This is a genomic window from Tychonema sp. LEGE 07196 (assembly GCF_963890365.1).
Classification (GTDB): domain Bacteria; phylum Cyanobacteriota; class Cyanobacteriia; order Cyanobacteriales; family Microcoleaceae; genus Microcoleus.
The window spans coordinates 1-11,571 of sequence record NZ_CAWPRX010000086.1; the positions used below are offsets into that span (position 1 = coordinate 1).

The following is an 11,571-nucleotide window of genomic DNA, read 5'->3' on the forward strand; positions in this document are numbered from 1 at the left end:
GCCAGAAACAGGGACAGCGCTGTGATATTCTATCTTGTTTGTATCCCCTTTGGGGGATGAATGTTTCGGGCGGGCGATCGTCCGAATCTTGGGGCGGCTGCAAAAACCGGGTCATGGGCCAGTTTCCCCAACCGTCCGGGATGCGTAAAAAATTCTTACAAAACCCACAACCTAAAAATCAATTTTTGTCAAGGTTTCCTCTTGGTAAGTAAACAGAAATATACAAGTGTTTAAAATCACATTCTGCGATATAATTGTTAAAAGCTCGTAGCATCCTCAACTCCGATCCTAAACTATGAACACAACAGAAAAATCTAAACTCTCCAACGAAAAAACCTTGGAGGCAATGAAGAATTTCTCCGAAACCTACGCCAAGCGCACCGGAACTTACTTTTGTTCCGAGCCTTCTGTCACTGCTGTCGTCATAGAAGGACTAGCAAAGCACAAAGATGAACTAGGTGCTCCCCTATGCCCTTGTCGCCATTACGAAGATAAAGAAGCCGAAGTAAAAGCCGCCTACTGGAACTGTCCTTGCATTCCCATGCGCGAGCGCAAAGAGTGTCATTGTATGTTATTTCTGACTCCCGATAACGATTTTGCTGGAACTAATCAGGAAATTGGTATGGATCAGATTCAAGCTGTCAGAGAAACTATGTAATCGGTTAAGTAGGCGGTCGTAAATTGATAGCAGTTTTGACAACAGGTCGTAATTTTTCCTATTTTTAAGACTTAGCTATTTACAAAACCGATCGCCACTCTACGCTCTAGAGTATTCCTCACTTAGGATATCTACAAGTATTGTAGATTTTAGATTGTAGATTTTAAATTGAGGATTGATGGATTATTAATACATAGATTAATAGATTGTCAATACCTCATTTTTTAGAGAAGGCTGTATCCCAATTCAAAATTTCCAATCTCAAATAAATGACAGAGGAAATGCCGGACGAATTTTGGCAAAGTATCGAACAGTTTAACAGCCAAGACTTTTACGCTTGTCACGATACTTTAGAGGCTTTGTGGATGGAAGCGGGCGAGCCGGAAAAAAAGTTTTATCAGGGAATTTTGCAAATTGCTGTAGGGCTTTATCACTTAAGCAATCAAAACTGGCGCGGTGCAGTAATCTTGCTCGGAGAAGGAATAAATAAACTCAGTTATTATCAACCGAGTTATGGAGGAGTTGCTGTTGAAGAATTGTTGGGAGAAAGTGCTAAACTATTGAGCACTTTGCAGGAAGCCGGCCCGGAAGCAGTAGCTAATTTTTTACCGTTGTTCGCAGGTACAGAAGTTGCAGGCTTGCAATTGCCGTACATTTTGAAACATCAGACGCAGGGTTGACACTTCTTCAAACGATCTGCGTACATCTGCTTTGCATCTGCGGTTGACTATCAATCCAAGATTTATGCAACAAGTTGATTGACTAAAAGTCATACCAAGGACTGAAGTCCGAACGATAAAACCGCAGCCAGAGGACAGAAGCCCTCTCGATAAAACTATAAATCAGCCAAACACCTCGTGAAAATGGCTATTGTCTTGCTAGGATAATTGGTTGATGCTTTCGGGCAGGTCGATCGACCTGACGAGAATATTTCTGGCCGTTAAGATAAAATACCTAACTAAATCGGGTGTGGTGGATTTAATCTCCATAGAGACAAATCAGGGGTTGGAAAAAGCCCTTCCAGCAATTTCACAAATTTTGAGGCTTGCAAGCTATGATGCCCTCCGCTAAACTACTTAATTCGCACATATTCAAAGGATTGTCGCTGCTGTTGCCCCTGACTCTGGCCGGCGCGATTGTCTCTCCCACCTATTCCCAAACCGCGCAGCCCCGAACCCTTTCCGTGCGATCGGACATTCAAGAAGCCGACTCCAAAACCGGCATCGTGACAGCCCGCGGCAACGTCCAAATCAACTATCCAGCCCGCCAAATCCAAGCAACAGCAGCTCAAGCTCAATACTTCAGCCGCGAACGCCGGATCATCCTCAGCGGCGACGTTTACGTATTGCAGCAGGGCAACAGCCTGCGCGGCGAAACCGTGACATACTTGATCGATGAAGGCAGGTTTATTGCCCTCCCAGACAATCCAGGACAGGTAGAATCAGTCTATCTCGTTGCTCCCGAACAAGATGCAGCAGCCCAAAATACGATCGGCCCCAAACCGCCCGCCAGTCCAACAGCACCCAAGTAACAGCCCTCCCCACAGCAGCAAAATTTATCACCAAAAACATCAATTGTTGCATAGCTACTTCGGACAATAATTTTTACCGAAACTCTTGTGGAACGGGCATCCTGCCTGTTCCGGGATCGGAGTTTAAATGCGCGACACCTGAAAGCTGAGAATAAATGCAAAATTTAGTCTTGAAAAAAGTAAAAACCTGAAGATTGTCAAATATCCACTTGAGGGGCGATCGCACCAACCAGCAGTCAAAAATAACTTAACTGCCGAATAAATCCACCTAATTAAACGTAAAATTAGGTATCGCTCACAGGCTGGATATGTACTTATTTTTCCTTCTTTTAACCCTCCGAGCGAAGCTCTTATAGCCTCCGGCCTGATGACTAATGACTAATGACTAATGACTAATGACTAATGACTGATGACTGATGACTGATGACTAATGACTGCTAAGAGGGCGGGCACGGGGGCACCGCCCCTACCGACTAATGACTAATGACTAATGACTTCTAATAATTTGCCTCGGCAAGTATGAAAATTGTACTCGAAAATATTCACAAATCCTACGGAAAACGCAATGTAGTTAGTCGCGTCAACCTTTCCGTAGCCCAAGGAGAAATCGTAGGACTGCTCGGCCCCAACGGTGCCGGGAAAACCACAACATTTTACATAGCAACCGGATTAGAAAAACCCAATCAAGGGACTGTTTGGCTCAACGATTTAGACATCACTAAAATGCCCATGCACCAACGAGCGCATTTGGGAATTGGCTATCTCGCTCAAGAAGCCAGCATTTTTCGCAACATGAGCGTGCGCGACAACATTTTGTTAGTCCTAGAACAAACTCAAGTGCCTCGTGGGGAATGGAAAGATCGAGTCGATTTCCTGTTGGAAGAATTTCGCTTACAAAACATAGCATCCAGTTTGGGAATTCAAGTTTCGGGGGGAGAAAGGCGGCGGACTGAACTGGCGAGAGCATTAGCCGCTGGGCGAGACGGGCCGATGTTCCTATTTTTAGACGAACCGTTTGCAGGCGTAGATCCGATCGCCGTAGACGAAATTCAAACGATAATCGCCAAACTGCGCGATCGTAAAATCGGCATCCTGATCACCGATCACAACGTCCGAGAAACCCTCGAAATTACCGATCGAGCCTACATCATGCGAGACGGTCAAATATTAGCCTCCGGCGCTGAAGAAGAACTCTACAGCAACCCCTTAGTCCGGCAATATTACCTAGGCGACAGCTTCGTGCGGTAGTCTTGTATAGCAACCGCCAAAGGCGCACCAGACAGATTCAGCAGGGGCGGCTTCGCCTAGATATATACCGGTTCTCAAGCTTGGTGAGGTATGCCGGCTCCCACTCCTGCCTATGCCCTATGCCCTAGGCCCACGAGAGCACCTCATCTTTGTGAGAAAGGCTATATAGATCCCAGCCCAGATATCTATAAACCAGCCCTTCCACAACCATAAAAACACAATACAGAAATTTAAAATTGATAATTTAAATTGTAGCTTGAAGAGCCACAGCAAAAACGCCAAACTATGAAAATAGCACTCTCCAAATCCTTCACTCCCCTCAACTTGCTGCCAAGAATCTCAGTAATGGACTGGTACATTACCAAAGAATTAATCGGCCCGTTTCTATTTGGAGTCGGACTTTTTACATCCGTCGCCGTCACAGTTGGAGCCTTATTTGAATTAGTCCGCAGAGTAACAGAATCCGGCCTCCCCTACAGCGCCGCCCTAGAAATTTTTCTGCTGCAAATTCCCTACTTCGTAGTATTAGCTTTCCCAATGTCAATGCTGCTAGCAACCTTAATGGCCTACAGCCGACTCTCCAGCGACAGCGAACTCATCGCCCTCCGCAGTTGCGGAGTTAGCGTTTACCGACTGGTAATGCCCGCAGTCATTATGAGTTTAATTGTTGCCGGCTTCACCTTTGCTTTGCAAGAGTTAGTCGTACCAGCCGCCAGCTACAGAGCAACTGTAACTTTAGACAGAGCCCTGAAGCGAGAAAAACCAACATTTCAAGATCGAAATATTATCTACACAGAATTTCGTAAACCCGAAAAAGGCGGCGAAGAAACCCTGTCCCGCTTTTTTTATGCTGAACAGTTTGACGGCAAGCAAATGAAAGGTTTAACAATTATCGATCGCTCCACCCCAGGCCTCAATCAAATCGTTTCTTCAGAATCAGCTACTTGGAATCCTTCAGAAAACACCTGGGATTTTTACAACGGAACCGCTTATCTTGTCGCTCCTGACGGCTCTTACCGGAATATAGTTAGATTTCAACACCAGCAGTTACAACTCCCCCGCACGCCCTTAGATTTAGCAGCCAGAGTGCGAGATTTCAAGGAAATGAATATTGCTCAAGCTTTAGAGCGTTTAGAAATCCTTAAAAACAGCGGCGATGTACCGCAAATTCGCAAACTCAAGGTGCGAATTCAAGAAAAATATGCTTTTCCTTTCGTGTGCTTGGTATTTGGTTTAGTGGGAGCAGCTTTGGGAACTCAACCGCGCCGTTCCGGCAGAGGAACGAGTTTTGGGATTAGTGTAGTTGTAATTTTTACTTACTATGTATTTTCTTTCATCACCAGTTCTATGGGCGTAAAAGCTGCTTTGACTCCGATTCTTTCGGCTTGGCTGCCCATAGCCTTTGGCTTTGGAATCGGCGGATTGTTGTTGGTACGAGCCGCCTCTAGGTAATTTATCTCAAATTAGTCATTAGTCAGTAGTCATTAGTCAGTAGTCATTAGTTAGTAGTTATTAAGCTGTTTTGCATTTAAATTTTATGTAAAAAACAATAAAAATATTGTGGGGTATCCTGCCCGCCCTGAATATGCAATTTAAAAGCGCTAAAGCTTAGGATCGAAAACTTAATAACTTAAGCACTTCCTACAGTCCTCTCTTCTGTAAGTTGCCTTCCTCAAAGGAGGCAGAGCGAAAGTAACGAGCAATCACTTAAGTTATTAAATTTTTATTTTTTAGTCATCAGTTATATCAATTCCTCTCTTCATCGTCCTGTATTCATTTCTCTCTGACCTCTCTGTGTTCTCTGTGTTCTAGTCAGGTTAAATCATTCCGATGCAACCGGAAACGATATTAGTAGTCATTGGGAATTGGGAATTGGAAATTGGGCCGCAAAGCATTGTTTTTTTCCGATTTTATTTGTGAATGGCCACCAATAACCAATAACCAATAACCAACAACTAATAACCAACAACTAATAACCAATAACCAATAACCAATAACCAATAACCAATAACCAATAACTTTAAGGATTAGCAAAAGTATTGATTTCGCCGCCGCCAATATAGCGTCCCGGTGTCAGCGATCGGGGTGTAGAAAAAGGTTGCGGTTGAATTTGCTGCCCCTGATTATTGTTGTTTTGAGGAACAGCTCCAAAATTAGGCTGACCAGGTAAGTTAAGCTGATTTGATTGAGCTGGTTGAAATTCAGAATTCGCTGAATTGGGAGAGACTTGGGGGTTAATTATTTTACTTTCCCCGATCGCACTTGGAAAAGAGGATTGACGGACATTGGGAAGTAGCGGTATGGGCCCTGGTACGACTGCTGGAAGTGCAGCGGGTTGAACTTCCGGTGCTACACCGGAGCCATATAAATTAGTTTGATAGGGATTTTTTGGCATCGCTACAGTTGCAGGCGCAGTATTAATTTCCCCGAGGCTGGGTACTCTGGAATTTAACCGGGCAGATGATTCAGGGGTTGTAGCTGTTGGGTTTAAGAATTGTGGAGATTCGCCGATTGTATTTGTTTGAATCGCAACTGAGGGAAGTGCTGCGGGAACATTGACAGGATTTGCTCTCCCTTGAGCTGTAGCGGCCGCTGGGAGCAAATTTGCCGGATTTGCCGGAGACTCGCTCGAAGCCGGTCGATCGAGCAATTGAGCCGAGGAAGCCGTGTTTTCAGTAGAAGTCGCCGTTGCCGAAGTTTTAGTGGCGAGGTATTTTTGCATAGCTGCTTGCAACGGACTCAAAGCCAGGGGCGCGTCGTTTTGTTTGCCGGAATTAGCACCGCTCGACTGCTGCGATAAAGTGCTTGTCGCTGTACCAGCAGACTCAGGAAAGCCGATCGTTTTTATCCCTGAAACGATCGCCCCACTACCAGATAAACCCAAAGCTGATGCGGCGTTTGAACTTGGCAAGCTGGAATTTGGCGGATTATTGTTTTGGAATCCGGCATCAGGATTTGCTAAATTTGGCAAAATCAACAATCGGCTCGTTGCTTGCTGCTGCATGGCTGAAGATGGCTGGGACTTTTCCGATCCACCAGCGTTAATTTCGTTGAATAAACCTTGGCCTTTGACTACTGATGAATTTAATAAATTCAATTCAGAATTAGACTGATTGAACTGATTGATTAGCACCGGCAAGCTGTCGATTTCAGCAGCAATGGCGCTATCTTCAGCAGACAATCCGGGTAGCGAAGCTTGATTGTTTGAGGCTGCTACTTCTTCGCCATCTATGCTCAACCTTTCTGGATGTACGGAGACTTCCCAGATAAATAATCCGCCCGCACAGAGTACGGCTAACGGAGCCCAAACCGCTGGTTGCGTCCAGTGGCGCAACCGGGCTATCAGATAGCGGACAGATGTAGGGAATCGCTTAAAGCTTGACATAGTTTTGCTTTCATCCTGTGCGGACTTAAAACTATTTTTCCTAGTCTACCACAGGAATCTTGATGATTTTTGCTTTTTGGGGGTGCGATCGAGCTTGCGATCGCAAGTTGCTACAGACATAGAACCCATTTGACATCTTTGAGTTTTTGGGTTGGGTGACGAGAAATATAGAGAGAAACTGGTTTCTGAGATTTACGCTCATGGCGAGAAACCGGGTATTCTTGGAGTTTTTGGTTGGGTGACGAGAAATATAGAGAGAAACCCGGTTTCTGAGATTTACGCAGAATAGATATCAAATGGGTTCTATATGCCACAAGAATACAAAGCCCGCTAAGAATGATAAAATCCGACTTGATGCGGTGTTGAGGCTTCCAAGCGTGGCGGCCGATCGACCCGATCGCAAAATTTCAAAGCAAAATTGGCAATTGCCGATCGCCACACGCAGAAGACAGTTAAAAGGAAATAAATGCAAAAAATAGTAGAAGTATTAGAAAATCGAGAAGAACTCATAGAGCGCTCCCTCGCGGTTGTCCTGTCGAAAATGGCAGCAGCCATCGCAGAACGCGGACTTTGTACGATCGCCTTAGCGGGCGGAAGCACACCAGAACCGCTCTACAGATCGATCGCCAGCCAAGACCTGCCTTGGGACAAAATTCACGTTTTCTGGGGTGACGAACGCTACGTTCCCGCAGAACACCAGGACAGCAATCAAAAAATGGCGCGCCTCGCGTGGCTCGATCGCACAAACATCCCCGCCAGCAACATCCACCCGATGCCCACAGGCTCCGGCGACCCCGCAGCCGATGCCTCAGCACACCAAACTCAATTGCAGCAGTTTTTCAAAATATCCGACGGCGAGTTTCCCGCTTTCGACATCATCCTGCTGGGCATAGGAGACGACGCCCACACAGCCTCTCTATTTCCCGGCACTCCAGCCTTGCAAGTTCGGGACAGCTTAGTAACTGTCGGTAACAAAGACGGTGAACCCCGCATCACCTTTACAGTCCCCTTAATCAACCGCGCCCGCTGCGTCATCTTCATAGTCGCAGGAGCCAGCAAACAACCCGCCCTAGCTCAAATCTTTGCCCCCGCAGCCGACCCCATGACCTATCCGGCCAGACTCGTTCAACCAGAGGGCGAACTTTGGTGGCTGCTCGATGCCGCCGCCGGTGTTGCCCTAAAATAGCCCGGAAAGCTTGCGCCGCCGCAGTACAGTCAGCACATCGCTAACTCGATTTTGCCCCTCACCGCCAACGTCGCGGCGCTGACTCAGTTGCTAGTATTGGCTAAGCAGTATAAGAATTGTGGCGGTTAAAGTTAAAATTTGACCATATACCTAGTATTTTTTATGAGGCTGATTTGAAAATCTGGCCGATAGCAAGGAGAAATCGATGATTGTCTGTCCCAATTGCAATCACCAGAACCCCGACGGGGCCAGCCAGTGCGAGGCTTGCTACACGCCTTTACCCGTTACCGCAAGTTGCTCGAACTGCGGTGCAGCGGTTCAGACAGATGCAGCATTTTGCGGTCAGTGCGGCTTTAACTTGCGTCCGGGTTCCACAGTTCCAGAAGAAGTTGAGGTGACAGTACCGTCAGCCTCGACGGTGGAGCCTACAGTGGTATCGCCGCCGGTGCCGGATTTAGCGCCCACCGCACCCATGATGGCAAGGGAACCTTTAGTTACGGCAAATAAGGCACTCGACACCGAACCCCTGACGGCAGCGGAACCTTTTGTCACCCCAAATCTGGGGCCGAACTTAGAAAAAATACCCGCCAGTATTCCTACAATTCCAGATCCGCCGCCTTTACTCTCGGTTCCTGTTACAACTGAATCGGCGGCAACTGCAGTAAATACTTCTCCCCCGGTTCCCGCCCCACAGCCAGCGGGTGTGGCTAAAACTCAACTGCAACAGCAGTCGGCGCGCCTGATACACGTTCAGACAAATACGCCGATAGAATTGCCTCACAGTCTTTCTGTGGTTCACATAGGCAAGCCAAATGACTTAGTGCCCCCGGATATTGATGTTTCTGGATTTGCTAATTCTGAGATTGTTTCTCGGGTACACGCAAATCTCCGGGTGGAGGGAGATGCTTGCTACCTAGAAGATGTAGGCAGTTCTAACGGCACTTACGTTAACAATACTCCTCTGCCAAAGGGAAACCGACACCGGTTGCGAGCGGGAGACCGCATCTCTCTGGGGAAAGGAGACCTGGTTACGTTTCTATTTCAAATCTCTTAGATCGAGTTTGGATTGGGCGATCGAAAGTCTAAAATCTAAAATCGCATCTTGAGGCGCTCTACCAAAACTCAATGCTGCCAATGTGATTAAGCTGACCTTGCTACATCCACTCCAGTCTATACCCGTCCGCAGTTGGATCTTTGAAGACGAGCAGGTCGTCCGGATCGGGCGCTCGAACGAAAACCACGTCGTTCTTTTTAGCGCTGTGGTTTCTCGTCGCCACATCGAATTGCGGCGCAGCGGCATCAGTTGGGAACTGATCAATTTAGGTACCAACGGCACTTACCTCGATGGTAAGCCGATCGCCAAGGTTCCTGTTGTAGACGGTCTGATCGTTCACTTGGCTCGATCGGGTCCGAAAATTCAAATCAATGTCGATCCAAATCAGCCCTCTGTCGAGTTAGGAGTTCCTAGCGTCAAGCCAAGGGATGTTAAGGCAATTCACGCTCCCTCCTTGGACGCGCCCCTGAGCACGATTCCTCTTCGCGACCAAAAAGAAGTTGGCACTTCTAGGGAAGAGGATGACTTAACGGAGGCAGAAAAAACTCCAAATTATTTGGAAGAAGATTATTAAATCAGTATCTTTGGCTACAGCTCAAAAATGACTGCAAACCCCCGATACTGCTGAGGGTCGATCCCAAAATTTTAGACGCTGGTTCCTACTGCGGTGATTCCTCTGACGGGCCAAAAACCTAAAATCTTAAATCGACGCTTCGACCGACATTTTTTCTCGTAGCCACTCAGGAGTTTATTTATGAGTAGATCGCAACAACAGATTGTTAAGCGCAGCGAACTGCTAAACCGCCGCACGATCGACCGCAGAACTGCCGAAGAGGTCGGCAGGGTAGACAAGCTTTGGCTCGATTCTCACTCCCAGCGGGCGATCGGCTTTACTTGCAAGTCGGGACTTTTGGGGAACAAAAAAACCTGGTTCGCTTGGGCGCAAGTTGATGCTGTGGGCGAAAATGTTTTTGTCACTATTAACCCGGAACTCCCGGAATTACATCAGCCGGAACAAGCTGTTTGTCCGATCGGGCGATCGGTGCTCACGGACGCAGGAAATAAGGCAGGTACGGTGGTTGACTACCTATTTGATGTCACGACTGGTTCTGTTACCGATTACCTGTTTAAATCGAGCGGCTGGCGCGGCGTTTTAGACGGGATTTACCTGTTCCCGGTTGGGGCGATTTCGTCGATGGGCAGCAAACGGGCGATCGTTTCAGAGGCTGCTGTGTCGGAACCCGTACAGTACGCTGAGGGATTACACAAAAAAGTCGGTCTGGTAGCAGAGTTTTTACACGAAGATTACGACCAAACTCTCCTAAATGTGGCAGAGGTGAAGCGGGGCGCTCAAAATCTGGCGGAAAAACTCCAAGATAAAGCTCTAGAAGTCAGGGATGCAGCTCAAGAAAAAGTAGCAGAGTTGAAGCGACAAAGGCAGGAATCTGTATCGCCACCGCCGACACCGGAGCCCCCAGAGTCGGATCTCTGAAGTGCGGCCAGAGGGCCGAGGCGACTAATTACCGATCGTATTTTTAGGGGCGACGCGCCCCCGCAAGGTCGATCGGTATTTTTGGTGTGGGATATTGAGGCTTTGGATACCAGGAATTCCAGTGCTGCTCAAAGCATTGTATTCTATTGGTATTGAATTAATAAGGAAAATGTTAGCAACTCGAAAAGACCTATGTTGTTTGATACAGCAAACTATTATTTTATCTAGAAACTCCGGCATAAATAAGTGCTTAACTTCTGTAGGGCGAGAAAGTCGCCACCCACTGACCACTTTTTTGAGAATCAATTTTTTGGCGGTTTTATCCGAAAAAATCGATATTGAAGCATATTCGTTTGTATTTGGTGGCGGGGTGTCAAAATATCTGTGATTACCTTAACTCTGCTACATCCTATCCAGTCTGTCGCGGTTCAGAAGTGGTGTTTTGAATCCGCTTCGGTGGTTCGGATCGGTCGATCGAACGACAATGATGTAATTATTTACAGTGCTGTGGTTTCCCGCCACCACGTTGAGCTGTGGAATCACGCCAATGGCTGGGAAATTATTAATTTTGGTGCTAACGGTACTTATGTAGATGATAAACCGATCGCTCAGGTGTCAGTCGCCGACGGGATGACTATTCGCTTGGGCAATTCCGGGCCCAAAATCCGAATTCGGGTAGGGGCGACTAATTTGGAAGCGGATACAGTTACCAGCCCGCCAGAGCGTGAATTTATCGGCCAAAAAGACGCAGCTTCACAAGACCAATCGACTGCTTGGTCTATCGGTTTAGGAGTCGTTGAAGAGGATCGAGAAGGAGCACAGACTTACATCGATCTTGACTGATCCGCCGTTATTTAGCCCACAAAATCCCATAAAACTCTGGGTGTACTACAGCCTGTGTCAAAAAGGTGAGGAGTTGAGATTTTAGATACTTCGGTTTACTTCGGCTTGCTTAGGCTGCGCGAGGGTACAAGTTTTAGATTTTAGATTGGGGAATTGGGGGATTGGGGGATTGGG

General features: G+C 47.1%; 12 protein-coding genes. 10 read left to right on the forward strand and 2 right to left on the reverse strand.

The window, feature by feature from the left end; genetic code table 11:
* Positions 1-295 precede the first annotated feature (295 nt).
* The 5 genes from AACV78_RS10675 (at position 296) to AACV78_RS10695 (ending at position 4,889) form a co-directional block, all read left to right on the forward strand.
* Positions 296-658: a ferredoxin-thioredoxin reductase catalytic domain-containing protein gene (locus AACV78_RS10675; protein ID WP_194012549.1), complete on the forward strand. Its 363-nt coding sequence runs from the start codon at positions 296-298 to the stop codon at positions 656-658.
* A 269-nt stretch (positions 659-927) separates the two neighbouring features.
* Positions 928-1,338, forward strand: a complete 411-nt coding sequence (locus tag AACV78_RS10680) for a DUF309 domain-containing protein (protein WP_194012550.1) — start codon at positions 928-930, stop codon at positions 1,336-1,338.
* Between the two features lie 374 nt (positions 1,339-1,712).
* Positions 1,713-2,189, forward strand: a complete 477-nt coding sequence (locus AACV78_RS10685) for an LptA/OstA family protein (RefSeq protein ID WP_194012551.1) — start codon at positions 1,713-1,715, stop codon at positions 2,187-2,189.
* 519 nt (positions 2,190-2,708) lie between these two features.
* On the forward strand, positions 2,709-3,437 hold the full coding sequence (gene lptB / locus AACV78_RS10690) for an LPS export ABC transporter ATP-binding protein (RefSeq protein ID WP_194012552.1): 729 nt from the start codon (positions 2,709-2,711) through the stop codon (positions 3,435-3,437).
* A 285-nt stretch (positions 3,438-3,722) separates the two neighbouring features.
* Entirely contained in the window at positions 3,723-4,889 is a 1,167-nt protein-coding gene (locus AACV78_RS10695) for an LptF/LptG family permease (protein ID WP_194012553.1), read from the forward strand.
* Positions 4,890-5,285: 396 nt separating this feature from the next.
* On the opposite strand, the gene AACV78_RS10700 is transcribed toward AACV78_RS10695, so the two are convergent.
* Both AACV78_RS10700 and AACV78_RS10705 read right to left on the reverse strand, forming a co-directional pair.
* On the reverse strand, positions 5,286-5,465 hold the full coding sequence (locus tag AACV78_RS10700; RefSeq protein WP_370528872.1) for a hypothetical protein: 180 nt from the start codon (positions 5,463-5,465) through the stop codon (positions 5,286-5,288).
* The gene (locus AACV78_RS10705) at positions 5,458-6,822 is read right to left on the reverse strand and encodes a hypothetical protein (protein ID WP_194012554.1); all 1,365 of its coding nucleotides are present in this window, start codon (positions 6,820-6,822) and stop codon (positions 5,458-5,460) included. Before AACV78_RS10705 ends, AACV78_RS10700 begins: the two co-directional genes overlap by 8 nt.
* A gap of 466 nt (positions 6,823-7,288) precedes the next feature.
* On the opposite strand from AACV78_RS10705, the gene pgl reads away from it, so the two are divergent.
* The 5 genes from pgl (at position 7,289) to AACV78_RS10730 (ending at position 11,397) form a co-directional block, all read left to right on the forward strand.
* Positions 7,289-8,008, forward strand: a complete 720-nt coding sequence (gene pgl / locus AACV78_RS10710; RefSeq protein WP_194012555.1) for a 6-phosphogluconolactonase — start codon at positions 7,289-7,291, stop codon at positions 8,006-8,008.
* 205 nt (positions 8,009-8,213) lie between these two features.
* On the forward strand, positions 8,214-9,062 hold the full coding sequence (locus AACV78_RS10715) for a double zinc ribbon and FHA domain-containing protein (RefSeq protein WP_194012556.1): 849 nt from the start codon (positions 8,214-8,216) through the stop codon (positions 9,060-9,062).
* Between the two features lie 82 nt (positions 9,063-9,144).
* Positions 9,145-9,636, forward strand: coding sequence for an FHA domain-containing protein (locus tag AACV78_RS10720; protein WP_194012557.1), 492 nt, complete (start codon positions 9,145-9,147; stop codon positions 9,634-9,636).
* Positions 9,637-9,816: 180 nt separating this feature from the next.
* Positions 9,817-10,554, forward strand: a complete 738-nt coding sequence (locus tag AACV78_RS10725) for a PRC-barrel domain-containing protein (RefSeq protein ID WP_194012558.1) — start codon at positions 9,817-9,819, stop codon at positions 10,552-10,554.
* Between the two features lie 384 nt (positions 10,555-10,938).
* A complete protein-coding gene (locus AACV78_RS10730) occupies positions 10,939-11,397 on the forward strand; it encodes an FHA domain-containing protein (RefSeq protein WP_194012559.1) in 459 nt (152 codons plus the stop codon).
* Positions 11,398-11,571: the final 174 nt, after the last annotated feature.

Excerpts from the sequence above, each read along its gene's own strand:
- AACV78_RS10675 (WP_194012549.1), top strand. The coding sequence starts at position 296 with ATGAACACAACAGAAAAATCTAAACTCTCCAACGAAAAAACCTTGGAG.
- AACV78_RS10680 (WP_194012550.1), top strand. The coding sequence starts at position 928 with ATGACAGAGGAAATGCCGGACGAATTTTGGCAAAGTATCGAACAGTTT.
- AACV78_RS10685 (WP_194012551.1), top strand. The coding sequence starts at position 1,713 with ATGATGCCCTCCGCTAAACTACTTAATTCGCACATATTCAAAGGATTG.
- lptB (WP_194012552.1), top strand. The coding sequence starts at position 2,709 with ATGAAAATTGTACTCGAAAATATTCACAAATCCTACGGAAAACGCAAT.
- AACV78_RS10695 (WP_194012553.1), top strand. The coding sequence starts at position 3,723 with ATGAAAATAGCACTCTCCAAATCCTTCACTCCCCTCAACTTGCTGCCA.
- AACV78_RS10705 (WP_194012554.1), bottom strand. The coding sequence starts at position 6,822 with ATGTCAAGCTTTAAGCGATTCCCTACATCTGTCCGCTATCTGATAGCC.
- pgl (WP_194012555.1), top strand. The coding sequence starts at position 7,289 with ATGCAAAAAATAGTAGAAGTATTAGAAAATCGAGAAGAACTCATAGAG.
- AACV78_RS10715 (WP_194012556.1), top strand. The coding sequence starts at position 8,214 with ATGATTGTCTGTCCCAATTGCAATCACCAGAACCCCGACGGGGCCAGC.
- AACV78_RS10725 (WP_194012558.1), top strand. The coding sequence starts at position 9,817 with ATGAGTAGATCGCAACAACAGATTGTTAAGCGCAGCGAACTGCTAAAC.